This is a genomic window from Nonomuraea phyllanthi (assembly GCF_006334985.2).
Lineage (GTDB): Bacteria > Actinomycetota > Actinomycetes > Streptosporangiales > Streptosporangiaceae > Nonomuraea > Nonomuraea phyllanthi.
In genome coordinates, this window is sequence record NZ_VDLX02000014.1 from 1 (window position 1) to 23923 (window position 23923).

The 23923-nt window shown below is 68.8% G+C and carries 26 protein-coding genes, 2 tRNA genes and 1 riboswitch; of the genes, 8 read left to right on the forward strand and 20 right to left on the reverse strand.

Annotated features, from left to right (window positions below):
• Positions 1 to 448: 448 nt before the first annotated feature.
• From FH608_RS32515 to FH608_RS32540, 6 genes are all read right to left on the reverse strand, one after another.
• Entirely contained in the window at positions 449 to 3022 is a 2574-nt protein-coding gene (locus FH608_RS32515; RefSeq protein WP_139634190.1) for a valine--tRNA ligase, read from the reverse strand.
• 71 nt (positions 3023 to 3093) lie between these two features.
• The gene (gene clpX / locus FH608_RS32520) at positions 3094 to 4377 is read right to left on the reverse strand and encodes an ATP-dependent Clp protease ATP-binding subunit ClpX (protein ID WP_139634191.1); all 1284 of its coding nucleotides are present in this window, start codon (positions 4375 to 4377) and stop codon (positions 3094 to 3096) included.
• Positions 4378 to 4560: 183 nt separating this feature from the next.
• Positions 4561 to 5184: an ATP-dependent Clp protease proteolytic subunit gene (locus FH608_RS32525; protein ID WP_139634192.1), complete on the reverse strand. Its 624-nt coding sequence runs from the start codon at positions 5182 to 5184 to the stop codon at positions 4561 to 4563.
• Between the two features lie 12 nt (positions 5185 to 5196).
• The gene (locus tag FH608_RS32530; protein ID WP_139634193.1) at positions 5197 to 5829 is read right to left on the reverse strand and encodes a ClpP family protease; all 633 of its coding nucleotides are present in this window, start codon (positions 5827 to 5829) and stop codon (positions 5197 to 5199) included.
• A 323-nt stretch (positions 5830 to 6152) separates the two neighbouring features.
• Complete coding sequence (gene tig, locus FH608_RS32535; RefSeq protein ID WP_139634194.1) at positions 6153 to 7532, reverse strand: trigger factor; 1380 nt, start codon at positions 7530 to 7532, stop codon at positions 6153 to 6155.
• A 202-nt stretch (positions 7533 to 7734) separates the two neighbouring features.
• Complete coding sequence (locus tag FH608_RS32540) at positions 7735 to 8601, reverse strand: helix-turn-helix domain-containing protein (RefSeq protein ID WP_139634195.1); 867 nt, start codon at positions 8599 to 8601, stop codon at positions 7735 to 7737.
• Between the two features lie 233 nt (positions 8602 to 8834).
• Between FH608_RS32540 and FH608_RS32545 the strand changes: the two genes are divergently transcribed.
• Positions 8835 to 9311 carry an ATP-binding protein gene (locus tag FH608_RS32545; RefSeq protein WP_139634196.1) on the forward strand — a complete coding sequence of 159 codons (477 nt, stop codon included), beginning with the start codon at positions 8835 to 8837 and terminating at the stop codon, positions 9309 to 9311.
• Between the two features lie 158 nt (positions 9312 to 9469).
• Here the strand turns inward: FH608_RS32545 and FH608_RS32550 are convergent, their stop codons facing one another.
• The 5 genes from FH608_RS32550 to FH608_RS32570 all read right to left on the reverse strand — a co-directional run bounded on the left by FH608_RS32550 (position 9470) and on the right by FH608_RS32570 (position 13853).
• A complete protein-coding gene (locus FH608_RS32550) occupies positions 9470 to 9970 on the reverse strand; it encodes a DinB family protein (protein ID WP_226900100.1) in 501 nt (166 codons plus the stop codon).
• A gap of 11 nt (positions 9971 to 9981) precedes the next feature.
• A complete protein-coding gene (locus FH608_RS32555) occupies positions 9982 to 10782 on the reverse strand; it encodes a hypothetical protein (RefSeq protein ID WP_139634197.1) in 801 nt (266 codons plus the stop codon).
• Positions 10783 to 10815: 33 nt separating this feature from the next.
• Positions 10816 to 11772: a coiled-coil domain-containing protein gene (locus FH608_RS32560; RefSeq protein ID WP_139634198.1), complete on the reverse strand. Its 957-nt coding sequence runs from the start codon at positions 11770 to 11772 to the stop codon at positions 10816 to 10818.
• 5 nt (positions 11773 to 11777) lie between these two features.
• Positions 11778 to 11920: riboswitch (cyclic di-AMP (ydaO/yuaA leader) on the reverse strand.
• Positions 11921 to 11985: 65 nt separating this feature from the next.
• Positions 11986 to 13077, reverse strand: coding sequence for a galactose-1-phosphate uridylyltransferase (gene galT / locus FH608_RS32565; RefSeq protein ID WP_139634199.1), 1092 nt, complete (start codon positions 13075 to 13077; stop codon positions 11986 to 11988).
• On the reverse strand, positions 13074 to 13853 hold the full coding sequence (locus tag FH608_RS32570) for a DeoR/GlpR family DNA-binding transcription regulator (protein ID WP_139634200.1): 780 nt from the start codon (positions 13851 to 13853) through the stop codon (positions 13074 to 13076). Before FH608_RS32570 ends, galT begins: the two co-directional genes overlap by 4 nt.
• Before the next feature lie 134 nt (positions 13854 to 13987).
• On the opposite strand from FH608_RS32570, the gene FH608_RS54495 reads away from it, so the two are divergent.
• Entirely contained in the window at positions 13988 to 14065 is a 78-nt protein-coding gene (locus tag FH608_RS54495; RefSeq protein ID WP_372513659.1) for a 50S ribosomal protein bL37, read from the forward strand.
• A 32-nt stretch (positions 14066 to 14097) separates the two neighbouring features.
• On the opposite strand, the gene FH608_RS32575 is transcribed toward FH608_RS54495, so the two are convergent.
• From FH608_RS32575 to FH608_RS32585, 4 genes are all read right to left on the reverse strand, one after another.
• On the reverse strand, positions 14098 to 14724 hold the full coding sequence (locus tag FH608_RS32575; protein ID WP_139634201.1) for a nucleoside/nucleotide kinase family protein: 627 nt from the start codon (positions 14722 to 14724) through the stop codon (positions 14098 to 14100).
• A gap of 2 nt (positions 14725 to 14726) precedes the next feature.
• Positions 14727 to 15308 carry an alpha/beta fold hydrolase gene (locus tag FH608_RS32580; RefSeq protein WP_139634202.1) on the reverse strand — a complete coding sequence of 194 codons (582 nt, stop codon included), beginning with the start codon at positions 15306 to 15308 and terminating at the stop codon, positions 14727 to 14729.
• Between the two features lie 73 nt (positions 15309 to 15381).
• A complete protein-coding gene (locus FH608_RS51765; RefSeq protein ID WP_193318754.1) occupies positions 15382 to 15540 on the reverse strand; it encodes a hypothetical protein in 159 nt (52 codons plus the stop codon).
• Positions 15541 to 15712: 172 nt separating this feature from the next.
• Positions 15713 to 15783: transfer RNA gene (locus FH608_RS32585), tRNA-Gly, on the reverse strand.
• A gap of 90 nt (positions 15784 to 15873) precedes the next feature.
• Here FH608_RS32585 and FH608_RS32590 point away from each other — a divergent pair.
• Positions 15874 to 15950, forward strand: a tRNA-Pro gene (locus FH608_RS32590).
• 167 nt (positions 15951 to 16117) lie between these two features.
• Complete coding sequence (locus FH608_RS32595) at positions 16118 to 16885, forward strand: class I SAM-dependent methyltransferase (protein ID WP_139634203.1); 768 nt, start codon at positions 16118 to 16120, stop codon at positions 16883 to 16885.
• Positions 16886 to 17014: 129 nt separating this feature from the next.
• On the opposite strand, the gene FH608_RS32600 is transcribed toward FH608_RS32595, so the two are convergent.
• The 4 genes from FH608_RS32600 to FH608_RS32615 form a co-directional block, all read right to left on the reverse strand.
• Positions 17015 to 17596 carry a dihydrofolate reductase family protein gene (locus FH608_RS32600; RefSeq protein ID WP_139634204.1) on the reverse strand — a complete coding sequence of 194 codons (582 nt, stop codon included), beginning with the start codon at positions 17594 to 17596 and terminating at the stop codon, positions 17015 to 17017.
• 97 nt (positions 17597 to 17693) lie between these two features.
• Positions 17694 to 18056: an MmcQ/YjbR family DNA-binding protein gene (locus FH608_RS32605; RefSeq protein WP_226900101.1), complete on the reverse strand. Its 363-nt coding sequence runs from the start codon at positions 18054 to 18056 to the stop codon at positions 17694 to 17696.
• Positions 18053 to 19357 carry a M50 family metallopeptidase gene (locus FH608_RS32610; protein WP_139634206.1) on the reverse strand — a complete coding sequence of 435 codons (1305 nt, stop codon included), beginning with the start codon at positions 19355 to 19357 and terminating at the stop codon, positions 18053 to 18055. The genes FH608_RS32605 and FH608_RS32610 overlap by 4 nt, the downstream gene beginning before the upstream one ends.
• A gap of 108 nt (positions 19358 to 19465) precedes the next feature.
• Positions 19466 to 20581: a PP2C family protein-serine/threonine phosphatase gene (locus FH608_RS32615; RefSeq protein WP_139634207.1), complete on the reverse strand. Its 1116-nt coding sequence runs from the start codon at positions 20579 to 20581 to the stop codon at positions 19466 to 19468.
• Between the two features lie 118 nt (positions 20582 to 20699).
• Between FH608_RS32615 and FH608_RS32620 the strand changes: the two genes are divergently transcribed.
• Both FH608_RS32620 and FH608_RS51770 read left to right on the forward strand, forming a co-directional pair.
• Entirely contained in the window at positions 20700 to 21929 is a 1230-nt protein-coding gene (locus FH608_RS32620) for a GNAT family N-acetyltransferase (protein WP_139634208.1), read from the forward strand.
• A gap of 53 nt (positions 21930 to 21982) precedes the next feature.
• The gene (locus FH608_RS51770) at positions 21983 to 22129 is read left to right on the forward strand and encodes a hypothetical protein (RefSeq protein ID WP_153264464.1); all 147 of its coding nucleotides are present in this window, start codon (positions 21983 to 21985) and stop codon (positions 22127 to 22129) included.
• Here the strand turns inward: FH608_RS51770 and FH608_RS32625 are convergent.
• Complete coding sequence (locus FH608_RS32625; protein WP_139634209.1) at positions 22126 to 22593, reverse strand: ribose-5-phosphate isomerase; 468 nt, start codon at positions 22591 to 22593, stop codon at positions 22126 to 22128. The genes FH608_RS51770 and FH608_RS32625 overlap by 4 nt on opposite strands.
• Before the next feature lie 90 nt (positions 22594 to 22683).
• Between FH608_RS32625 and def the strand changes: the two genes are divergently transcribed.
• Together def and FH608_RS32635 are read left to right on the forward strand one after the other, a co-directional pair.
• Positions 22684 to 23169, forward strand: a complete 486-nt coding sequence (def, locus tag FH608_RS32630; protein WP_139634211.1) for a peptide deformylase — start codon at positions 22684 to 22686, stop codon at positions 23167 to 23169.
• 9 nt (positions 23170 to 23178) lie between these two features.
• Complete coding sequence (locus FH608_RS32635) at positions 23179 to 23910, forward strand: SDR family oxidoreductase (RefSeq protein ID WP_139634212.1); 732 nt, start codon at positions 23179 to 23181, stop codon at positions 23908 to 23910.
• Positions 23911 to 23923 lie beyond the last annotated feature (13 nt).

The window sequence follows — 23923 nt, forward strand, 5'->3', positions numbered from 1 at the left end:
AACTCTCCAAACAATGCTTACGTTTGCTTGGACATCAATCCGAGCTAACCGTCAATCAATATGACGGGGCCATGCATGTATCTCATGCACTGGCTTTTAACACACTGTTGAGTTCTCAAGAAACGGACGCATTCATCCGCGCCGGAATCCTCAGGAGACCCCAGCGCCGGAGGCGCACATTTCACTTCCCGTAGTCTACCAGTTTCGGACGATCCTTGTCAAACCGCCCGATCCGGGAGCTTCCGGACTCGCCTCTCTTCGAGGCAACCCTGCTAACTTACTCCAACTTTCGGCGCTTGTCCAACCGCGCGGCCGAACCCGCCCGAAGCGGGAGATCGTCAGAAGGGATGTGTCAGGGCCAACGCCCTACGTTTAAAACGATAGCAGCCCTGACGGCGTCGAAGGTCCATCTTAGGTAACGAATGGACCTTCCCCGCGTTCGTATGGTTCAAACACCGAGCCCGGCGAGCTGCGCCTCCAGCCGGACGATGTCGGCGGCGGCCTGCTCGGCGCGGCTCCTGACCTTGGCCACCACGGGTTCGGGGGCCTTGGCCATGAACTGCTCGTTGCCCAGCTTGGCGGCCACCTGCGCCGCCTCCTTGCGTGCCGCCGCCAGATCCTTCTCCAGCCGCTTGCGCTCGGCCGCGACGTCGATGGCTCCCGCAGTGTCGATCTCCACGGTCACCTCGCCCACGGAGAAGCTGGCCGTGGCGCTGAACGACTCGGCCGGCTCGGTGAGCCGCAGCAGCGCGCGGATGGCGGTCTCCTGGCCGGCCAGCGACGTGCCGGCCAGCCCGAGCCGGGCGGCCACCTTCTGGCCGGGCTTGAGCCCCTGGTCCGAGCGGAACCGGCGAACCTCCGTCACCAGCTCCTGCAGCGCCTCGATCTCCGCCTCGGCCGCGGTGTCCGTATAGCGGGCGTCCACCTGCGGCCATGGCGCGACGACGATCGACTCGCCGCCCGTGACGGCCCGCCACAGCTCCTCGGTCACAAACGGCACCAGCGGATGCAGCAGCCGCAGCAGCGCGTCGAGCACGTGGCCGAGCACCAGCCGGGTGTGTTCGAGGCCCTCACCGAGCTGGATCTTGGCCAGCTCGAGGTACCAGTCGCAGACCTCGTCCCAGGCGAAGTGGTAGAGCAGGTCGGACGCCTTGGCGAACTCGAACTCCTCGAAGGCCTCGTCGGCGGTCCGCACCACGGTCTGCAGGCGCGACAGGATCCACCGGTCGGCCGCGGTCAGCTCGGCGCCGTCCAGCGACCCCACGGCCGCGCCGTTCATCAGCGCGAAGCGGGTGGCGTTCCAGATCTTGTTGCAGAAGTTGCGGGACCCGGCCGCCCACTCCTCGCTCACCGCCACGTCCGCGCCGGGGTTGGCGCCGCGCAGCAGGGTGAAGCGGGTGGCGTCGGCGCCGAAGCGGTCGACCCAGTCGAGCGGGTCGACCACGTTGCCGAACGACTTCGACATCTTCTTGCCGTACTGGTCACGGACCATGCCGTGCAGCGCGACGACGCGGAACGGCGGCTCGCCGTCCATGGCGTACAGCCCGAACATCATCATCCTGGCCACCCAGAAGAACAGGATGTCGTAGCCGGTGACCAGCACGGACGTCGGGTAGAAGCGCTCCAGCTCTCGGGTCGAGTCGGGCCAGCCGAGCGTCGAGAACGGCCACAGCGCGGAGGAGAACCAGGTGTCGAGGACGTCCTGGTCCTGCGTGTAGCCGGCGGGCGGCTCCTCGTCGGGGCCGACGCACACGACCTCGCCCGCCGGGCCGTACCAGACCGGGATGCGGTGCCCCCACCACAGCTGGCGGGAGATGCACCAGTCGTGCATGTCGTCGACCCAGTCGAAGTAGCGCTTGGCCAGCTCCGGCGGGTGGATGCGGGTGCGCCCGTCGCGGACGGCGTCGCCCGCCGCCTTGGCCAGCGGCCCGACGTTCACGAACCACTGCAGCGACAGCCTGGGCTCGACCACGGTCTTGCAGCGCGAGCAGTGGCCGACCGAGTGGAGGTAGGGACGCTTCTCGGCGACGATCCGGCCCTCGGCGCGCAGCGCCGCCACGACCGCGGGCCTGGCCTCGAAGCGGTCGAGCCCCTGGAACGGCCCGTGCGCGGTGATGACGCCGCGCTCGTCCATGACGGTCATCGACGGCAGCGAATGACGCCGCCCGATCTCGAAGTCGTTGGGGTCGTGGGCGGGCGTCACCTTGACCGCGCCGGTGCCGAACTCCGGGTCGACGTGCTCGTCGGCGACGATGGGGATCATGCGGCCGGTCAGCGGCAGCTCCACCATCGTGCCGACCAGGTGGGCGTATCGCTCGTCCGAGGGGTGAACGGCCACGGCCGTGTCACCGAGCATGGTCTCCGCGCGCGTGGTGGCCACGACGATCTCGTCGGAGTAGCGGATCGAGACCAGCTCGCCTTCGTCCTCGCTGTGCTCCACCTCGATGTCGGAGAGCGCGGTCAGGCAGCGCGGGCACCAGTTGATGATGCGCTCGGCGCGGTAGATGAGCCCGTCGTCGAACAACTGCTTGAAGATGGTCTGCACGGCCCGCGACAGGCCCGGGTCCATGGTGAACCGCTCGCGCGACCAGTCGACGCCGTCGCCGAGCTTGCGCATCTGCCCGAGGATCCGGCCGCCGGACTCCTCCTTCCACTCCCAGACCCGCTCGACGAACGCCTCGCGGCCCAGGTCGTGCCGCGAGCGGCCCTGCTTGGCCAGCTCGCGCTCCACGACGTTCTGGGTGGCGATGCCGGCGTGGTCCATGCCGGGCAGCCAGAGGGCCTCACGGCCCTGCATGCGGGCGCGCCGCGTCAGCGCGTCCTGGATGGAGTGGTCGAGCGCGTGGCCGATGTGCAGGACACCGGTCACGTTGGGCGGCGGCAGGACGATGCTGTACGGCACGCGCGAGCTGCCCGGGTCGGCGGTGAAATAGCCCTCGGATACCCAGCGCTCGTAGCTCCGGGTCTCGACGTCGGCCGGGGTGTACTGGGTAGGCAGCTCTGGCGTTGTCACGGTGACCAATTCTAAGGAGACGGGAAAGCAAAACGCCCCAGGGATGCTCTCCGCCGGGGCGCTTGCCGTGGGGTGAAGGTTCAGGCGGACTTTTCCCGCGGCGTGCGCTGCTGCTTGGCGGCGAGCTGGTCGCGGGGTACGAGGGTCGGGATGGCGTGTTCGAGCACGGACTCGCGGGTGATGACGACGCGGGCGACGTCCTGGCGGGACGGCACTTCGTACATCACCGACTGGAGCACCTCTTCGAGGATGGCGCGCAGCCCGCGCGCGCCGGTGCCGCGCAGGATGGCCTGGTCGGCGATGGCCTCCAGTGCGCCGTCGGTGAACTCCAGCTCCACGCCGTCGAGCTCCAGCAGCTTGCGGTACTGCTTGACGAGCGCGTTGCGCGGCTCGGTGAGGATCTGGATGAGCGCCTCGCGGTCGAGGTTGTGCACCGAGGTGATGACCGGCAGGCGGCCGACGAACTCGGGGATCATGCCGAACTTCAGCAGGTCCTCGGGCATCACGTCGCCGAAGACGTCGACCGTGTCGACCTCTTCCTTCGAGCGGATGATGGCGTTGAAGCCGATGCCCTTCTTGCCGATGCGCGACTCGATGATCTTTTCGAGGCCCGCGAACGCGCCACCGCAGATGAACAGCACGTTGGTGGTGTCGATCTGGATGAACTCCTGGTGCGGGTGCTTGCGCCCGCCCTGTGGCGGCACGCTGGCCGTGGTGCCCTCCAGGATCTTCAGCAGGGCCTGCTGCACGCCCTCGCCGGAGACGTCGCGCGTGATCGACGGGTTTTCGCTCTTGCGGGCGATCTTGTCGACCTCGTCGATGTAGATGATGCCGGTCTCGGCCTTCTTGACGTCGTAGTCGGCGGCCTGGATGAGCTTGAGAAGGATGTTCTCGACATCCTCGCCGACGTATCCCGCCTCGGTGAGCGCGGTGGCGTCGGCGATGGCGAAGGGCACGTTGAGCATCTTCGCCAGGGTCTGCGCCAGCAGCGTCTTGCCCGAGCCCGTCGGGCCGAGCAGCAGGATGTTGCTCTTGGCCAGCTCGAGGCCGTCGTCTCTGCCCCGGTCGCCGGACTGCACCCGCTTGTAGTGGTTGTAGACCGCCACCGAGAGGGCCTTCTTCGCCTTGTCCTGACCGATGACGTAGGCGTCGAGGAACTCGTAGATCTCTCTCGGCTTGGGCAGGTTGTCCCACTTGAGCTCGGAGGACTCGGAGAGCTCCTCCTCGATGATCTCGTTGCAGAGATCAATGCACTCATCGCAGATGTAGACGCCTGGCCCGGCAATGAGCTTCTTGACTTGCTTCTGGCTCTTCCCGCAGAAAGAGCACTTCAGCAGGTCTCCCCCGTCGCCGATGCGTGCCACCCCAGATACTCCTTTGCGTGGGACCGCCCTGCTCGCGAGAGCAGTGTCTCCGGACATCCTCCGGACTAGGCCGAACCGCTCAGGTTTCGACGTTACCGTCTTCTGGGCCCTCAGTGAGCCCCCTAGCGGCGAGTCGCACCGGAACGTGCCCTATTGGGCAGCGCCCCGGTGCGTCACGTCCGTCTAGGAAGCCACGGCCTGAGCTCGCTTCTTCCTCGACGGGATGATGTCATCGATCAGACCATACGCCTTTGCCTCGTCCGCGCTGAGAATTTTGTCGCGTTCGATGTCCTTGCGGACTTCGGCGGAGGTCTTGCCCGAGTGCTTCGCCACGATGTCCTCGAGGAGGGTGCGCATGCGAAGGATCTCGCGGGCCTGGATCTCGATGTCACTGCCCTGGCCGCCGCCCTCGGTGGACGGCTGGTGGATCAGCACGCGGGCGTTGGGCAGCGCGAACCGCTTGCCGGGCGTGCCGCCGGCGAGCAGCACGGCCGCGGCCGAGGCCGCCTGGCCCAGGCAGACCGTCTGGATCTCCGGCCGGACGAACTGCATCGTGTCGTAGATCGCCGTCATGGCCGTGAAGGAGCCACCCGGCGAGTTGATGTACATGCTGATGTCGCGGTCGGGATCGAGTGACTCCAGCGTCAGCAGCTGGGCCATCACGTCGTTGGCCGACGCGTCGTCGATCTGCACCCCGAGGAAGATGATGCGGTCCTCGAAGAGCTTGTTGTACGGGTTGTTCTCCTTCACGCCGTACGACGTGCGCTCGGCGAAAGAGGGGAGAACGTAACGGCTCTGGATGTTCATGTGTCAGCTCCCCTAGGAGACCGGGCCCTGGGAGGGCACCTGCCGCGCGCTGCGCACCACGTGATCGATGAAGCCGTAGTCCTTGGCCTCCTCGGCCGTGAACCAGCGGTCCCGGTCGGAGTCGACCTCGATCTGCTCGAGCGGCTGGCCCGTGTGGAAGGCGATCCGCTCGGCCAGCGTCTTCTTCACGTAGAGCATCTGCTCGGCCTGGATGGCGATGTCAGCGGCCGTGCCGCCGATGCCGCCCGACGGCTGGTGCATCATGACGCGGGCGTGGGGCAGGCCATAGCGCTTGCCCCTGGCGCCCGCGGTGAGCAGGAACTGCCCCATGGAGGCGGCCATGCCCATCACGACCGTGGATACGTCGTTCGGCACGTATTCCATCATGTCGTAGATGGCCATGCCGGCACTCACCGAGCCGCCCGGCGAGTTGATGTAAAGGGTGATGTCGCGGTCGGGGTCGTCGGCCGCCAGCAACAGGAGTTCGGCGCAGATGCGGTTGGCGATCTCGTCATTGACCTCCTGCCCGAGCACGATGATGCGCTCACGCAGCAGGCGCTGGTAAAGCTGGTCCTCAAGCCGGAAGGACGAGCCGTTCTCACGGCCTCGCGACTCAGGCTGATAGAAGGTCGGCGGGCTGGTCACAGCGTCACCTTCCGATGCGTCGTAATCGATGGGCTTTGCTTGTGACCTTAACGCGCCCTGCGGACAGCTCATGCCCGCTCCCCCGTGCTGTTCGCTGACGGCGCAGGTTCGGGCGGGCCTCCGCTGTTGTCCTCCGCCCGGTCTGTCCTGAAGCTCAGGCCTTTGCCACGGAACGGCCGCGCGATGCGGTTTCTTGACTGACCGCGTACCGCCGAGAAACGCGCGGAAATGCGCGAAGCCCCCGGACCGGGTGGTCCGGGGGCTTCGGGGCGGCGTCCGTCACGGCGCGGCGCCTCAGCGCCGCACCGCAGGACGGAAGCCGGTTACGCCTCGGGCTTGTCCTCGCCGGCCGCGGGCTCCTCCTCCACGACCTCCTCACCGTTGATCTCGGTGTAGATGGCCTTGAGGTCGATCTCGTTGCCCTCGCTGTCGACGACCTTGGCGGCGTCGCCCAGGACGGACTTGGCCTTGTCGCGGACGATCTCGACCATGGCCAGCGTGAGCTGGTCGTTGTCGGCGAGGTGCTTGGCCAGCTCGTTGGGCTGCACGCCCATCTCCATGGCGCGGCGGACGACGAAGTTGGTCAGCTCCTGCTCAGAGACGCCCAGCTCCTCGGCCTTGACGATCTTGTCGAGCACGAAGCCGACCTTGAGCGCCCTGGCGGAGTTGGTCTCGAACTCGGCGAAGCGCTCTTCCTCCGTCGTCTGGTAGAGGCGGAAGAAGGCGTCACGGCTCAGGCCGCTCTCGGCGACCTGGTGGTCGAGGTTGTGCTTGCGGGCGTCGACCTCGGCCTTGAGCGCGCTGTCCGGCAGCGGGATGTCGATCTTGTCGAGCAGCGTGTCGAGGGCCTTCTCGCGGGCCTGGACGACCTGGTCGATGAGCTTGTTGCGGCGGGCCTGCTCGCGGATGCTGGACTTGAGCTCCTCGAGCGTGTCGAACTCGCTCGCGAGCTGGGCGAACTCGTCGTCGAGCTCAGGCAGGACCTTCTCCTTGACCGACTTGACGTTGATGATCACGTCGGCTTCCTCGCCGGCGTTCTCGCCGCCGACCAGCTCGGTCTTGAAGCTCTTCTCCTCGCCCGCGGACATGCCCTCGAGCGCGGCGTCGAGGCCCTGCAGCACGGAGCCGGCGCCGACCTCGTAGGAGACCTCGCTGGCCTGCTGCTCCTCGATGTTCTTGCCGTCGATCTCGGCACGCAGGTCCATGACGACGAAGTCGCCGTTGGCGGCCGCGCGCTCGACGCCGGTCAGCGTGGCGAAGCGCTGGCGCAGCGCGTCGAGCTGGGCGTCGACGTCCTCGTCGGAGACCTCGGCGGAGTCGACCGTGACCTCGACGCCCTGGTAGTCGGGCACCTCGAAGTTGGGCCGGATGTCGACCTCGGCGGTGAACTCGATCTGCTCACCGTCGTCGATCTTCGTGACCTCGATGTCGGGCTGGCTGACCGGGAACACGTCGACCTCGTCGACGGCCTGACCGTACAGCTTGGGCACCGCGTCGTTGAGGGTCTCCTCCAGCACTACCGCCCGGCCGAAGCGCTGCTCGATGATGCGGGCCGGAACCTTGCCAGGCCGGAACCCGGGGACGCGCACCTGCTGCGCGACCTTCTTGTACGCCGCATCCATGCTCGGGCGCAGCTCGTCGAACGGCACCTCGACAGTGAGCTTGACCCGGGTCGGGCTTAGCTCCTCGACAGCGGTCTTCACGGAATGGTCTCCTTGATCAAGCTACGAGTGATCGCGGGCGCGTCCATCGGTACGGCACACGCGCCGCGCCCACATGAGCGGTGTTGGGCATGCTCCGCCACGGCGGGATCCAACGCCGATGGCCAGTCTAGGGCAGATGCATACCCAACAACGACTTCGCCGCCGTCACAAGTCGTCCGCGCTCATCCGTGACCCGCCGCCGTCAGAACTCGTCCGCGATCGTCCGCAACAGCTCCACCGTCTCGTCGGGCGTGGTGCTCACGGCGCAGAGCCGCTCCATCACCTCGGTGTATCGGTCCACGTCCTCGCGCTTGTCGAGGTAGAGCGCGCTGGCGAGTTGTTCCACGTACACCACGTCGGGCAGGTCGGAGTCGGGGAAGCGCAGGACGCTGAACGCCCCGCCCTCAGCGCTGTGCCCCCCGAAGCTGAACGGCATGATCTGGATGGTGATCTTCGGCTGGCGCATGAGTTCGATGAGGTGTTCGATCTGGGCCCGCATCACCTCGACGCCACCGATGGGCCTCCTTAGCGCGGCCTCGTCGATGACCGCCCAGAAGACAGGCCCGTCCGGCCTGTCGAGCATCCGCTGGCGCTCCAGCCGGAGATCCACCCTTCTGGAGATCTCCTCGGCCCCGATTCCCGCCGATCCGGCGGTCACGACGGCCCTTGCGTACTCCTTGGTCTGCAGCAGTCCTGGCACGAACTGGACTTCGTAGGTCCTGATCCTGGCGGCGGCCTCTTCAAGGCCGACGAACGCCTGGAACCACGTGGGCAGGACATCGTTGAACCGGTGCCACCAACCCGGCTCGTTGGCGGTGGCGACGAGTTCGAGTACGGCGGAGCGAGCCTGCTTGTCCACGACCCCGTACAAGGTCAGCAGGTCCGCCACGTCGCGTTCTTTGAATCCCACTCGGCCCAGCTCCATGCGGCTGATCTTGGATTCCGACCCCCTGATGAGGTGGCCGGCCTCCTCACGAGTGACGTTCTTCGCTTCCCTGAGCTTGCGCAGCTGGGAGCCCAGGAGGATGCGCAGCGCCGTCGGCCCGGAACCCGGCTGGTTCTGCGTCACTTTGCCTCCTATCAAGGTCCGCACACACAGTGACACCACATCGCCGGTTATGACAAGGTCTCAACCTCGTGTCCGATTAGCAGACTTATGCCCCAAAACGTCGCTTGCTGCTGCACAATGCAACTGCACGTGCATTTGGGTCTTGCAGCTGCAGCGATCGTGACCCATGATGGCTTAGGGCATATTGGGCCAAACATGCACTGACTTGGTATGAACGGGGAGGTATCGGCGGCATGGTGGAGGACCCTCTGGCCACTGCCGATGCCTTGCAGATCACCCGCGAGGCGGGCTTCGACCACCTGCTCATGGGCGGCAAGCCGAACACGACCTCGTGCCCGCTGCCCTTTCAGGCCGACTCGGTGAAGACCGCCAGGGACGTGACCCGCTCGACGCTGCGCGGCTGGGGGCTGAACGAGCTCAGCGACGATGCCGCGCTGGTGGTCTCCGAGCTGGTGACGAACGCGGTTCGTTACGCTATGTACGCGTCGGGGCGGCGGGAGATCGAGCTCCTGCTGATGCGCGTTCGTCCGCACGTGCTGCTGGCGGTGGCGGACCCGAGCGACGAGGTGCCGCGTCCCAAGGAGCCGGACTTCGTCTCGGAGAACGGGCGCGGCCTCTACATCGTGGAGACGTACAGCCAGTGCTGGGGCTGGGACCCGCTCGCCCGCGGTGGCAAGGCCGTCTGGGCGCTGTTCCGCACCGAGCCCTGATCCCCTCTTCATCTGTTACGGCGGTGCCCGGGTAAGCGCCACCCGTCGCACGGGGCTGGGGGCCTCCAGGAGAACGGCCGCTGACCCGCACCTGGCCGGGCGCCGTGACGTGCGCCTTCTTGACCTGCGCCGTGGTCCCGGATACCTGCCGTGAGCGCCTACTCGCCGGTCGCTCCGTCGATGCGTTCGCGGAGCAGGTCGGCGTGGCCGTTGTGGCGGGCGTACTCCTCGATCATGTGCACGAGGATCCAGCGGTGCGTGCAGTCCTCGCCGTTGCGGTCGCCGGCGGCGTCGAGCGGTTTGGCGGCCGAGATGGCGCGGGCGAGCTCGATCTCCTCCTCCCACGTGGCGAAGGCCTCCTTCACCGAGGCCGTGTCGACCTCCTTGAAGTCGGCGTCGTTGTCGCGGTCCTTGTCCCAGAGCTTGGGAATGTCCTCGCCGTTCAGCGCGCGGCGGAACCAGACGCGCTCGACGTGCGCCATGTGCCTGACCAGGCCGAGCAGGGACAGCGCCGACGGCGGCGCGGAGCGCAGGCGCAGCTGCTCGTCGGTCAGGCCCTCGCACTTGACGGCGAGGGTGCCGCGGTGCCATTCGAGCCAGTTGTTCAGCATGGACCGCTCGTCGCCGGTATACGGCGGGGGGATTCTGGTGTCAGTCACGAGGCTTGACCCTATAGCGAGTGGAACAGGCGATAGACACCCTCACGTACGGTTTCGTCCTTGACGTTGCGGACGAAGTCCTCGGGCGTGTCGCCGCAGAGGGCTCTCATGGCGGCGGACTCGTCCAGGAGTGACTGGATCAGCTCCCGCTGCGCCGTCAGGCGCCGCGGCCTGCCGTCCGCGCCGGGCAGGCAGCCGTGCCTGCCCCGGTAGACGAACGGCGGCGGCAGGCGCAGGCCCGGCGCCACGGTGACGGGATCGCCGAGCGGGCGGCGGTCGTAGTTGGGCTCGGTGAGGTCCAGCGCGGCGAGTTGCCGCTCGTCCAGCCAGAGCACGAACAGCCTGGAGCTCTCGCCGGGCGTGTCGACGGGGGCGGCAGGCACGTACCCCCATTTGCTCACATGGGCGGACACGCCCGGGGCGACGCCCGGGACGTCGGCGAGCGTCATGGGGACGACCGGGCGTACGCCGTGGTCGAGGAACTTCCTGCGCAGCTGGCCGGGCGCGGCGTTGGAGCCGACGGCGGCGACCAGGTGGCGCGGGTGCGAGCCGCCGTGGCGGGCGAGCAGGGAGCCGAGCGTCCGCTCCCCCGCCTGCCACTCCTCGGGGCGCCGGCCGGGGATCGGGCGCAGCGGCACGTACGTGTCGTCGACCAGAACGCCCGAGGACACGGGGATCCGCCCAGGATAGGTGAGCGGCCGGGAGATCGGATCGTCGGCGAAGAGCGCGCTCGCGGCACGCCGCCCCGTGCCGGGGGACGGCCGCGCGTTCGGGAGCTCTCCCATGGCGGACATGAACTGCCAGCCTGCCACATCGGCTCCACCGGTCCAAAGCGCGCTCATGATTCAGTTCATCGAGATGTGCACGTGGTCGTAGTGGTTCTCGGTGATGCTGCCGCGGTCCGACATCGAGCGCCAGCCCGTGCCCGAGTTGATGCGCTGCTTCCAGATGACGTACTTGACGCCGAGCTTGGCCTTGTTCTTCAGCGCCCACTCCGCGATGCGGTCGCCCAGGGCGTTGTTGGCGGCGGAGGGGAAGGTGCCGCCGGTGCTCATCATGAAGTCGCAGGCGCGCCCGAGCGGGTGCTCGCCGCTGGAGCCCGAGCGGAAGCAGCCCACCGTGTACGGCAGCTGGAAGTTCTTCTCGACCTCCGCCTTCATCAGCCGCGTGCGGGCCGTGATGTTGTCGGAGCCGGTGGGCAGCTCAGGGGCCCAGCTGCCGTCGGAGTTGCGTCCCGGGCCGAACGGCACGAGGTCCTGCAGCTTCTTCTGGATGTCCTTGATGACGTCCTGGGCCTCCTCGCGCTGCTCGGTCACCTGCTTCGCGTCAGCGGCGATCTTGGTCGCGAGCGCGGCGGCGGCGTCGGCGGCCTTCTTCTTCTCGTCGCGGGCCTTGGCCACCGTCCGCGCAAGAGCCTGCTGCTCGGCCGTGAGCTGCTCCAGCAGCGCCGCGCCGCTGCCGTCCCTGGTCAGCAGGAAGGCGGGCACCGACGGGTCCTGGTTCTGGTAACGCATCCTGGCGATGTCGGCGACCCGCTGCTCGGCGTCGGCGAGCGTCTGGTCCGCGGCGGCCAGGCGCTCCTTGGCGTCCTCGGCGGCCTGCTGTGCCTTGGCCAGCTCGACCCGCTTGAGGTTGTACTTCTCAATGAGCTTGTCGACCTTGCCGTTGAGCTGCTTGAGCTGGGCGCGGAGCTCGGACTCCGACGGCTTGGGCGCCGCCGACGCGGCGGTCGCCGGGAGGACGGCGACGGCGGCCGCCGTGATGAGGCCGATGACAAGGGTCGCGGTGGACGCAACCGCCACGTTGACGTTCCTCTCCCTCTGCCGGCCGGGTTAGCTGACGGGTTCGGGCATGGGAGGCGCGTTTCCCTACCACCGAAATGGATTCACCCCAGGTGCGATGGGTCCCCGGCTCCCGGGCGACACGCCCGGGATTAGGCTGTGCGACGGCCGTTACGGCCGGTGCAAAAGGGATGTTAGTGGTAGATCACCAGTAATGCGACCCTAACTAGAAATCTAATAGAGATCTACTTGTGATCGAAGCATACGCGCCGCCTGCTCCGGCAGCACGTCATTCACGAAAGCCCCCATCGCCGACTCCGACCCCGCCAGATACTTGAGCTTGCCCGGCGCCCGCCTGATGCTGAACAGCTCCAGGTGCAGGTACGCCAGGTCGCGGCCGTCCCGTACGGGTGCCTGGTGCCAGGCCGACACGTACGGCATCACGACCCCGAACAGTCCGTCGAAGGCCCGCAGCACGGAGGTGTAGAGCGGCGCGAAGGCCGCCCGCTCCTCCTCCGTCAGCGCGGCGAGGTCCGGCACCTGCCGGTGCGGGTACACGTGCACCTCGTACGGCCAGCGCGCGGCGGCCGGCACGAACGCCGTCCACAGCTCGTTGGCGGCGACCACCCGCGTGCCCTCGGCCCGCTCCGCGGCCAGCACGTCGGCGAACAGGTTGCTGCCCGGGTGCGCCTCGCGGTACCGCCCGGCGGCGCCGAGCTGGAGCCTGGTCCTGGGGGTGACGTACGGGTAGGCGTAGATCTGGCCGTGCGGGTGGGCGAGCGTGATGCCGATCTCCTCGCCCCGGTTCTCGAAGCAGAACACCTGCTCCACGCCCTCGATCTGGGAGAGCTCGGCCGTACGGTCGGCCCACGCCTCCATGACCAGCCCCACCTGCTCGTCGGTGAGCTTGGAGAACGACGACGAGTGCTCGGAGGTGAAGCACACCACCTCGCACCGCCCCACTCCCGGACGGACCTCGCTCAGCCCGCCCACATCCTCATAAGTCCCAAAATTTCCGGAGAAAGAGGGGAAGCGGTTCTCGAACACCACCACGTCGTAGTCGTACGCCGGGATCTCCGACGACCACGTGTCCGACGACGGGCACAGCGGGCACTCGCTCGCCGAGCCCGTCGGCTGGAACGTCCGCGTCTGCCGGTGGCCGGCCACCGCGATCCACTCCTCGGTGAGCGGGTCGTAGCGCAGCTCGGAGGCCACCGGCCGGGGGTCGAGCGCGCGCCGGTCGATCGCGCTCCTGTCGGCGTCGTCACGCCGGTCGAAGTAGATCAGCTCCCGGCCGTCGGCGAGATGGGTGATGGTGCGCTTCAAGGCGAGCCCTCCGCGATGATCAGTTCGCCGGCCCGTTCGGCCAGCGCGGTACGTGCGTCCTCGGGCAGCCCCGCGTCGCTGATGACCACGTCGGCCTCGCTCAGCTCCGCGATGGTGCTGATGCCGACCGTGTTCCACTTGGTGTGGTCGGCGGGGACCACCAGCCGGGTGGCCGCCGCCACCAGCTCCCTGTCGGTCTCCGACTCCAGCAGGTTGGGCGTGGTCAGCCCGGCCCGCACACTCATGCCGTGGACGCCGAGGAACAGCGTGTCCACGTGCAGGCGCCGGATCGCGGCCACGGCCACCGGGCCCACCAGGGCGTCCGACGGCGTCCGTACGCCACCGGTCAGCACGACCGTGCGGTCGGCGCGCGGGTTGCGGTGGAAGACCTCGGCCACGGGGATCGAGTTGGTGATCACCGTCAGGTCGGGCACGCCGATCAGGTGGCGCGCCAGCGCCCACGTGGTGGTGCCCGCCGAGAGCGCCACGGCCGTGCCCGGCCGCACGAGGCCGGCCGCGCGGCGCGCGATGGCGTCCTTCTCCTGCTGCTGGCGGGCCGACTTCGCGGTGAAGCCCGGCTCCTCGGTCGAGCCGGGGCCGAGGGCGGTGGCGCCGCCGTGCACCTTCTCCAGCAGCCCGCGCTCGGCCAGCACCTCGAGGTCGCGGCGGATCGTCATGTCGGAGACGCCGAGCTCGCGGACCAGGTCCGCCACGCGTACGCCGCCGTTGCTGCGTACTCGCTCGAGGATCGTCTGCTGCCGCTGCTGTGCGAGCACGTCCGCTCCTTCCAACAGATTCCACCAAATTATGACACGGAATTGTTGGGGAATGTTAGTTCGCGTGGCTCTCTTGCGCTGGTCAGCGCGGGCGGGGGAGGCTCCAAGTACAGCCGACCACTGGAGGCGAGCTTATGGCCAGGCGCGCACGCAAGGGCAGGGCACGCAAGAAGAAGAAGGCGAACCACGGCAAGCGCCCCACGGCGCGTTGACCGGGTGGCCGCCTCGCCCGGCGGCCACCCCGTCACCCATCGTCCTCCAGCAGCGCCGGCCGGGCCGGGTGATCGGCCCTGACCACCACGTCCGCGCTCCGCCGGGGCCGCGCCTCCCGCTCGTACCGCTCGTACGCGGGCAGCCGCCACCGCTCGTCCTCGGGGGTCCCGCGCTCCAGCGCACCCGCCGACAGCCACAGGTGCACGCTGACCTCGAACGCCAGCCCCCGGCCCAGCAGCAGCGTCCCGTCCACGATCAGCACCCCTCCCGGGGGCAGTTCCTCGTACGGCGCCCGGTACGCCCGATCGATCCGGCTGTCCCACAGCCGCGGCAGCACCCGCCCCGGACCGCCCGGGTCCAGCGGTTCCAGCACCTCCCGCGCGAGCGCCTTGACGTCCAGCCAGTCCTCGTAGAAGGCGTCCGGGTCGGTCCTGCCGTGCTCCAGCCGCAGCGACGCGGGCCGCAGGAAGTCGCCCGCCGACACGCGCAGCACGGGCCTGCCGCGCACCCGCAGCGGCGCCACGAGCTCGTCGGCCAGCGACCCGGGACGCGCGGCGGGCGCGCCGTCCACCGCCACCCGCACCCACCCCGGCCGGCCGGCCACCCTTTCCGCCAGCTCCTCGACGAGGGCGTCGCGGGAGATCGGTCGCGCCCGCATCCCTACGAACGCAGCCCCGACACGAACCGCGCCATCTCCGCCGTCACGTCCCTCAGAATCCCGGCCGAGCGCACGGGGTCTTCGACGATCTCCATCCCGTGATTGGCATCGGGCACCTCCAGGTACGGGTGTCCCAGTCCGCGGACGAGCTCCGCGTCCCAGACCGTGTCGGCCGTACCGCCCACCAGCAGCGTCGGCTCCTGGCTGCGCCGCACCCCCGCGACGACGGACTCGACGTTGAGCAGCGGGGTGAGCCAGATGGCGGGCAGCCGCCGCTCGGCGGCGAAGGACGCGGCCAGCGTGCCGAGCGACTTGCCCACCAGCAGCACCTGCCCGGCGCTCTCCGCGTCGACCGCCGCCCGCGCCCGCTCGACCACCCACGCCTCCCGCTCGGCGTAGGAGCCCGCCGTGGGCGGCTCCCACCAGACCTCCTGCACGGTCCACCCGTGATGGGCCAGCACCGTGCGGGCGTAGTGGAGCAGGGGACGGGCGGGCATGTAGCCGCCGCCGGGCAGCAGCACGGCCACCCGGTCAGGGTCGCCTTGGTGACGGGTGGGAAATCCGAAGATCCTCTCAGGCACCATTCCCGGAGTATAGGCACAAACGCCAAGGCCAGGCCGCCCTCGCGTCGTGACCTGCGGCCGGCGGCGATCCCGCTCATTGCCCGCCTGCCCCGCGCTCCATCATGATGACCGGATGCGCCGTGAGAATCGTCGGATCGACATCACGATCAACCATGACGAGCGCGTCTGGGACGTGCTGTGCGTCGGGATCGCCTCGAGCCTCGCCCCTGAGGTCCAGGGCAACGGTCAGCATGTCCCTCGCGTCGTGACCTGCGACCGGCGGCGATCCCGCTCATTGCCCGCTACCGATTTCTCCTGCTCGTTCTCAGGAGCGCGGGAAAACCGATCGGCCAATGCGACGGGGCATCGCAGGGCTGGGCGAAGAGCACGAAAGGCCGGGGATGACCTGGCCTTTCGCGGATGAGAGCGGACGACGGGAATCGAACCCGCGTAGCTAGTTTGGAAGACTAGGGCTCTACCATTGAGCTACGTCCGCGCGAACCGGTCGAACTCTGGTCTAGACTTCATCCGGTCGTCAGGGCAAAAGCGTACCGGAGTCCCGGAGCGCTCGCGCACTCGGCGATGGCGGGGCGTGGCGCAGCTTGGCAGCGCGCTTGCTTTGGGAGCAAGAAGTCGCAGGTTCAAATCCTGTCGCCCCGACCAGCGAGACCAGCACGAAGGCCGCTCACCGAGATCGGGAGCGGCCTTCTGAGTGACAACGTGAGTGGCAGCCCGCTGTCAGAGGGCCGCGACACGAAGCCGTGTCGCGGCTCTCGTGGTGGCGCGAAAAGATCGAGCATTGACGCGCAGACCGTGTCAGGATGCTCGGCATGTCTGGTCGCGCCCTGAGCTTCGGAACGGTGGCAGAAGCGTACGAACGGTTCCGTCCGGGGTACCCCGTGGAGCTTTTCGACCTGGTGATGGCGTACGCGGGCCGGCCGGTCCGGACCGCCCTCGAAATCGGCGCCGGGACAGGCAAAGCAACCCGCCTGCTTGCTCGACGAGGGGTCACGGTCACCGCTACCGAACCTGACGGTGCCATGCTCGCCGAGCTACGCAGGCACGTTCCGGTAAACGTCAGGACCGTGCGAGCCGCGTTCGAGGACTTGCGACCTGGGCAAAGGTACGGGTTGGTTTTCGCGGCGGCAGCGTTGCACTGGACGACCCCGGAAAATCGGTGGTCACGCATGGCGGGGCTACTGGAGCCGGGTGGCGTGTTCGCCTCCTTTGGCGGGCCGGTCCAACTGGCCGACCCGGCTGTGGAAGAGGCTGTTCGCTCGGCGCGGTCACCGTTCTTGGCGAGCGACGAGGTTCCGTCTCCGGACGGGACGCCTCCGGATCATGACATGCAATGGCCCGGTACGGAACTCCAGCGTTCTGAATGGTTCGACGATGTTCGGCAATCCATGATCGAGCGGCGCCTGACCATGAGTGCGAGCGACTACGTTGGCTATCTCTCAACCGTCTCGGCTTATCTCGTATTGCCAGCTACTGAGCAGGAGCAGGTGTTCAGCCGGATCATGCGGATTCTGCCTGACACAGTCGAGATCGTCGCCGACATCACCATCCATCTCGCCCGTCGGCGCGGCGAGTCGTAGTGCGCTGGTTCGAGTCCTGTTTCGGCTTGCGCAACGTGGTCCGACCCGGTGAGTGATGGCGTCGAGGACGCGAACGTGCAGGACGACGTGGGTTCTGGCGTTTGGTTCGTCCTAGGCCGGTGGTTCGTCCTAGGCCGGTGTGGGCCGGTAGGTGAGTTCCTGGATGCGGCCGTCGAGCGTCCGCTGCTCGATCAGTTCGAGGTGAAAGTCGGCCGCTCCCTGGAAGACCGGGGCGGCTCCGGTCTGCCCGGTGATCACAGGGAAGAGCGTCACCTGCACGCGGTCGACCAGGCCGGCGGCCATCAGCGCCCGGTTCATCGCCAGGCTGCCGTGCGAGCGAAGCGGCACCTCGGACTCCTCCTTGAGCCGGGCGACGACCTCGACGGCGTCACCGTTCACGAGCGTCGCGTCCGGCCAGTCGAGGGGCCCGTCCAGTGTGGTCGACACCACCGTTGTCGGCAGGTTCCGCATCCGGGTGTTCACCGGGTCGTTCGCCTCGGACTCCTCGGTGATCGGGCCCAGCAGCCGGGCGAACAGCCGGAAGGTGTTGGCTCCGAGGACCATCCGCTGCTCCTCGCCGTACACGGCGAGGCGGCGGTCGAGAAACTCCGGACCGTGCTTGCCCCAGTAGCCGCCCCAGTCACCCCTGCTGTTGTAGGAGCCGTAGCCGTCGAGGCTGCAGAAGACGTCGAAGGTGTAGGTGGCGGTCATGATGTGCTCTCCTCGGGTGCGGTCGATCTCGGAGATACAGACCGGAGAGCGCGGCGAAAATCATCGCCGACACGATTCAGGAGACGGGCAGGAGCCTTTACGGCAGGCGTGCCACGAGCGACTTCGGCGCGATCTGGCGGTAGGCGTCCACGACGATCTCCGCCACCTCCGCCCAGTCCACCTCGACGTCCAGGTAGACCCCCAGCCACCCTCGGTGCCCGACGTACGGCGGGCGGAAGAAGCGCTCCGGGGCCTCCCCGACCAGTTCCTCCTGCGCCCCGTGCGGGGCCGCGCACCAGAAGGCCAGCCGGTCGTCGTGGTGGTGGTCGGCGAACATCACGAACGTCTTCTTGCCCCGGACGAACCACGTCGGCTCCCCGTGGCTGAGCCGTTCGGTAACCTCGGGCAGCGCGAGGCAGATCGCCCGGAGCCGCTCCAGGGCGTCCACCGGGGCCGTCACCGCGTCAGCGTGATCGGGTTGACCAGGTCGGCGTAGGCCAGCAGACCGGCCATGACCACCATGACGAGGGCTATCGCGTACGTCAGGGGCAGCACCTTCGCGATGTCCACGTAGCCGGGCTCCGGCCGCCGCATGATCCGGGCGTAGCCCCGCTTGATGCCCTCCCAGAGCCCGCCGGCGATGTGGCCGCCGTCGAGCGGCAGCAGCGGGATGAGGTTGAACATGCCGATCGCCAGGTTGAACCCGGCCAGCAGGTTGACGAAGATGGCGATCTTCTTCTCGTTGGACAGGTCGGAGGCGAGGATCTCGCCGCCCATGCGGCCCGCGCCGACGACGCCGACCGGGCCCTCGGGGTCGCGCTCGTCGCCGGAGAAGGCCGCGTGCCAGATGCCGACCATCTTCTCGGGCAGGTTGAGGATCGAGCCGGCCACCCGGCCGGTCAGCTCGCCCATGTAGCCGAGCACCTGACCGATGCTCTGCTTCTCCATGACCTCGGTGGGCAGGACGCCGAGGAAGCCGACGTTCTTGTCGATCTTCTTCGGGTCCTGCGGGTTGGGACGGTCCTGGGCGATGAGCGTGACGTGGAGCGTCATCGGCTTGCCGTCACGGATGATGCCGAGATCGGCCGGGCCGGCGCCGTGGGTGCGGATCAGGCGGGTGGCGTCGTCCCAGGAGACGATCTTCTGGCCGTCGAGCGAGACCATGCGGTCGCCGGGCTTCATCCCCGCCTGGGCGGCCGGAGTGGGCTTGTCGGTGGACTTGCACGTGTCGCGCTTCTCCGTCATCGGGATCACGCACGTGTCGGTCTCGGGCGACACGATCGGCGCCCAGGTGGGCAGGCCGATGCCGACCAGCAGGATGCTGAAGAAGACGAACGAGAGCACGAAGTTCATCGCCGGGCCGCCGGACATGATGATGACCTTCTGCCACCACTTCTTGCGGTAGAAGACGCGGTCCTCGTCACCCGGCCGGACCTCTTCCTGCGCGGCGTCGCGGGCGGACTCGATGAGGCCCTGGAACGGCCCGGTCGCGGAGGACCTGACCTTGGTGGGGTCGTCGCCGGGGCGCGGCGGCAGCATGCCGATCATGCGGATGTAGCCGCCGAAGGGGATCCACTTGATGCCGTACTCGGTCTCGCCCCTCCGCATCGACCAGGCCGTCGAGCCGAAGCCGACCATGTACTGGGTCACCCTGACGCCGAAGAGCTTCGCGGGCACCAGATGGCCGATCTCGTGCAGACCGATGGAGATCATCAGCCCGAGCACGAAGACGACGATCCCCACGAGATAGAGCCAGTTCATCTATGCGCGCTCCGTAGCCGACGACAGGGGTGGACCAAATGTCCGACAGCCCCAGGGTAGTCGAACGAACCGGCGCCCACGGCTGGCGTGCGCGAAGGGCATGGCGGTCTAGGGCCGCCAGATCAGCACCAGCGCGCAGTCGTCGTTGTGGCCCGAGGCCATGGCGTTGACCAGCGCCCTGGCGCCGTCGCGGAACCCGGAGGGCAGTAGCCGCTCGGCCTCCCCGAGCAGCCGGTCGAGGCCGGCGTCGATGTCGCGGCCCGGCTGCTCGATCAGCCCGTCGGTGAACAGCAGCAGCGCGTCGCCCTTGCGCAGGGTGCCGCTGTCGGGCTCGCAGTGCAGGTCGGGCACCACGCCGAGCACCACGCCCTTGGCCGCGGCGACCTGCCAGTTGCCGGTGCCGGCGTCGAACTTGACCACCGGCGGGTGCCCGGCCGAGGTGATCGTGTAGTCGCCGGTGCCGAGGTCGAGGCGTACGTGTACGGCGGTCACGAACCCCTCGTCGCCCCGCTGCCGGTGCAGGTAGGCGTTGCACGCGGGCAGGAAGTCGTCGACCGCGCCGAGCAGCCCGCCGAACGTGCCCGACAGCATCAGTGCTCTGGTGCCGGCGTCGACGCCCTTGCCGGACACGTCGACCAGCGCGATGTCGACGGTGTCGCCGTCGCGCAGGGAGACCAGGAAGTCCCCGCCGAAGGAGGAACCGCCCGCCTGCTTGAGCACGACTTTGCCGCCCCAGTCCTTCGGCAGCGGGGGCAGCTCGCCCTGGCTCTTGAGCCGGTCGCGCAGCTCCAGCAGCATCGCGTCGCCGCGCAGCCCCTGGACGCCCAGTTTGCCCCTGGTGCGGGCCATCAGCACGGCCAGCACCGTGGTGAACGCGATCGTCACCGTGAGCCCCAGCCCGACGCGCGCCGCCCCCAGCGTGACCGCGATGTAGCCGAGCGCGACCGCGACCCCGACCAGCAGCTTGACCAGGCTGCGCAGGCGGAGCTGGAGGCCGCCGACCAGGGTGACGAGGATGAGCAGCGACGGCGAGAACCACTCGGTCGAGACCTCCGCCGCCAGGAATCCGATGACGAGCGCGAGCACGGTCAGCGTGACCAGCAGGTTGCGGTCGCGCGCCAGCGGCCCGCGCCGGACGAAGCGTACGAAGGCGACCAGGAAGGGCACCCGGACCAGGACCGCACGGACCCGGGGCGGGATGAGCGGCGCAGGACGGGAACTCATGATGGGCCTGACTGTATCGGTCTGACCCGTGTTTGGGCAGCCCACTTGACCAACGCCTTGATCATTAAGCACGGATATTGGGTGGCCCTCCCCCTTTGCCCGCTCCTACCGTGGACGGATGACGTACCCGATCCGTCCGATTGACGAATCCGAGTGGCCCTCCTTCGCCAGGGTCACCGAAGAGGGGTTCGGCTGGACGCCGCACCCCAAGGAAATGGAGCGGTACAAGCGCGAGACGGAGTTCGACCGCACGCTCGCCGCCTTCGACGGCGACCTCATCGCCGGCGTCACCTCCATCTTCAGCCTCACGATGACCGTGCCCGGCGGCCGGATGCCCGTCGCCGGCGTCACGAGTGTCAGCGTGCTGCCCTCGCACCGCCGCCGCGGCATCCTCACCTCCCTGATGCGCCGGCAACTCGCCGACGTCCGCGAGCGCGGCGAGAGCGTCGCCGCCCTCTTCGCCTCGGAAACCCCCATATACGGCAGGTACGGGTACGGCAGGGCCGCCCACGAGCTGTCGTTCCGCATCCGCACGAGCGGCTCGGCGTTCACCGCGAACGCCCCCGCCGACCCGTCGCTGCGGATCAGGGTGGCCAGGCCCGCCGACGTGCGAGCGGACCTGGAGCGGCTGTTCGCCTCCGTCGTGGACCGGCGCCCCGGCCGCTACGACCGCAACGCCCGCACGTGGGACAACGTGCTGGCCGACGAGGAGTTCGACCAGCACGGGGCCGGATCGCTGCGCTCGGTGCTCGCCGAGGACGACGAGGGCGTGCGCGGCTACGCGCTGTTCCGCATCAAGGCGTCCTGGGACGGCAATGGCGTCCCCGACGGCGAGCTGCGGCTCCGCGAGCTGGAGGCGGCCGATCCGGCGGCCTACGCCCTGCTCTGGCGCAGCGTGCTGGACCGCGACCTCGTCTCCACGGTCCAGGCGCGCACCAGGCCGGTGGACGACCCGCTGATCGCGCTCATCGCCGACCAGCGCCAGCTCCGCGCCGGCTGGTCGGACGAGCTGTGGGTACGTGTCGTGGAGGTCGAGCGGGCACTGGCCGCGCGTGCCTACTCGGCGGCCGTGGACGTGGTGATCGAGGTCGAGGACGACGTGTGCCCGTGGAACGCCGGGCGCTGGCGGCTGACCGCCGACCCGTCGGGCGCCGAGTGCAAGCCGGTCGAGGACGCGCCGGACGTGACGCTGCCGGTGGCGGCGCTCGGCTCGGCGTACCTGGGCGACGGCCTGCTCATGGAGTCGGCGGCGGCGGGCCTGCTGCGCGAGCACTCCCCCGGCTCGGTGCGCGCGCTGGCCACCGCGATGTCGTGGAGCCCTAAGCCGTGGGCGGGTCTGGGCTTCTGACCGCACTGACACAAGACCGGACGTTCTCGCAGCGTTGACGTAGAGTCATGGGCATGGCACTGCAAAGCCTGCAGATCACCGCGACCGTCGCCATGCGCGCCCGCGACGTGTCCAAGCCGTCGAAGGAGCAGCAGGAGGCCGCCGACCGGCGGCCTCTGCGCGACGAGATGCCCAAGCGCGAGACCAGGCGCCGGGGCTAGGGCAGCGAGGGCAGCTGGCCGATGGTCTCATAGGTGGCCAGCTGCGCGATGCGCCTGCTGTGGCGCTCGCTGCCGGAGAAGGCCGTGGTCAGGAAGACCTCGACGAAGCGGGTGGCCTCCTCGACGGAGTGCATGCGCGCGCCGACGCTCACCACGTTGGCGTTGTTGTGCTCGCGCGCCAGCCGGGCCGTCTCCTCGCTCCAGGCCAGGGCCGCGCGGATGCCGCGCACCTTGTTGGAGGCGATCTGCTCGCCGTTGCCCGACCCGCCGATGACCACCCCCAGGCTGCCCGGGTCGCCGGCGACGCCCTCGGCCGCCCGCAGCACGAACGCCGGATAGTCGTCCTCGGCGTCGTAGACGAAGGGACCGCAGTCGGTCACCTCGTGGCCGTGGTCCTTCAGCCAGGACACCAGGTGGTTCTTGAGCTCATAGCCGGCATGGTCGGCACCGATGTAGACACGCACACCTCCAGTCTTCCACAGCCCCGCCGATCCGGCCCTCTGGCTAGAGTAAGGACCTCTTCTGTTGTCCAGTCCTTACGAAAGTGGAGACCCATGCGTGAGATCCGCATCATCGGCGACCCGGTCCTGCGCACGCCCGCGGAACCGGTGGCGGACTTCGACCGCGAGCTGCGCAAGCTGATCGACGAGATGTTCCAGGCGATGTACGCGGTCAACGGCGTGGGCCTGGCCGGCCCGCAGATCGGCGTGTCGAGGCGGCTCTTCGTGTACGACATCGCGGGGCGCAAGGGCCATGTCGTCAACCCGGTGCTGACCGTGGACGACGACGAGGAGGTGCTGGACGAGGAGGGCTGCCTGTCCGTGCCCGACCGCCGGACGGGGCTGCCGATCTACGCCCCGGTGGCGCGGGCGGCCGGCGTGACCGTGGAGGGCCTCGACCGGCTGCAGCGGCCCGTACGGGTCACATCGCGCGGGTCGCTGGCGCGCTGCTTCCAGCACGAGACCGAGCACCTCGACGGGAAGCTGTACGTCGATCGCCTGCCGCGAAACGAGGCCCGTTCGATCATGCTGCGGGCGTAGGTTGATCGCATGGGAACACTCTCGGGCAAGGGCGCGCTGGTCACCGGAGGGTCGAGAGGCATCGGCAGGGCCGTGGTCGAGCGGCTGACCGCCGAGGGTGCGGAGGTCGTCTTCTGCTACGAGCGCTCGGAGGAGGCCGCCGAGCAGGTGGCCAAGGCCACCGGCGCGCACGCCGTCCGCGCCGACCTGGGCGGCGAGGAGGATCTGGCGCGGCTGTTCGCCGAGGCGGAGTCGCTGCTTCCCGGGCTCGACGTCCTGGTCAACAACGCGGCCTCCGCCGAGGGGCAGAAACCCCTGGCGGAGATCACGGACGAGGAGTACGACCGGGTGTTCGCGGTCAACACCCGATCGGTCCATCGGGCCATGCGGTGGGCCGCCCGGGTGATGCGCGACGGCGGGCGGATCATCACCCTGTCCTCGCTCAACACCCAGGTGCCCGCCCCCGGCCTGACGCTCTACTGCGGCAGCAAGGGAGCCGTGGAGCAGTTCACGAAGGTGGCGGCGCGGGAGCTGGGCGGGCGCGGGATCACCGTCAACGTGGTCTCCTCCGGCGCGACCGACACCGACATGCTGCGGGGCGCCAACCCGCCGGAGGCGCTGGAGCAGACCGCGGGGCTCACGGCGCTGCGGCGGCTGGGGCAGCCCGACGACATCGCCTCGGTGGTGGCGTTCCTGGCCGGGCCCGACTCGCGCTGGATCACCGGCCAGAACATCCTGGCCAGCGGCGGCCTGCTCGTCTGACGAGAGGCCGGCC

What these genes read in the sequence shown, in the direction of transcription:
- FH608_RS32600 (WP_139634204.1), bottom strand. Translation starts at nt 17,596, where the DNA reads ATGACCGCCACCTACACCTTCGACGTCTTCTGCAGCCTCGACGGCTAC.
- FH608_RS51770 (WP_153264464.1), top strand. Translation starts at nt 21,983, where the DNA reads ATGGCACTGCAAAGCCTGCAGATCACCGCGACCGTCGCCATGCGCGCC.
- def (WP_139634211.1), top strand. Translation starts at nt 22,684, where the DNA reads ATGCGTGAGATCCGCATCATCGGCGACCCGGTCCTGCGCACGCCCGCG.
- FH608_RS32635 (WP_139634212.1), top strand. Translation starts at nt 23,179, where the DNA reads ATGGGAACACTCTCGGGCAAGGGCGCGCTGGTCACCGGAGGGTCGAGA.
- FH608_RS54495 (WP_372513659.1), top strand. Translation starts at nt 13,988, where the DNA reads ATGGCCAGGCGCGCACGCAAGGGCAGGGCACGCAAGAAGAAGAAGGCG.
- FH608_RS32525 (WP_139634192.1), bottom strand. Translation starts at nt 5,184, where the DNA reads ATGAACATCCAGAGCCGTTACGTTCTCCCCTCTTTCGCCGAGCGCACG.
- FH608_RS32545 (WP_139634196.1), top strand. Translation starts at nt 8,835, where the DNA reads ATGGTGGAGGACCCTCTGGCCACTGCCGATGCCTTGCAGATCACCCGC.
- FH608_RS32615 (WP_139634207.1), bottom strand. Translation starts at nt 20,581, where the DNA reads ATGAGTTCCCGTCCTGCGCCGCTCATCCCGCCCCGGGTCCGTGCGGTC.
- FH608_RS32620 (WP_139634208.1), top strand. Translation starts at nt 20,700, where the DNA reads ATGACGTACCCGATCCGTCCGATTGACGAATCCGAGTGGCCCTCCTTC.
- FH608_RS32580 (WP_139634202.1), bottom strand. Translation starts at nt 15,308, where the DNA reads ATGGTGCCTGAGAGGATCTTCGGATTTCCCACCCGTCACCAAGGCGAC.
- FH608_RS51765 (WP_193318754.1), bottom strand. Translation starts at nt 15,540, where the DNA reads ATGCTGACCGTTGCCCTGGACCTCAGGGGCGAGGCTCGAGGCGATCCC.
- FH608_RS32595 (WP_139634203.1), top strand. Translation starts at nt 16,118, where the DNA reads ATGTCTGGTCGCGCCCTGAGCTTCGGAACGGTGGCAGAAGCGTACGAA.
- FH608_RS32610 (WP_139634206.1), bottom strand. Translation starts at nt 19,357, where the DNA reads ATGAACTGGCTCTATCTCGTGGGGATCGTCGTCTTCGTGCTCGGGCTG.
- FH608_RS32575 (WP_139634201.1), bottom strand. Translation starts at nt 14,724, where the DNA reads ATGCGGGCGCGACCGATCTCCCGCGACGCCCTCGTCGAGGAGCTGGCG.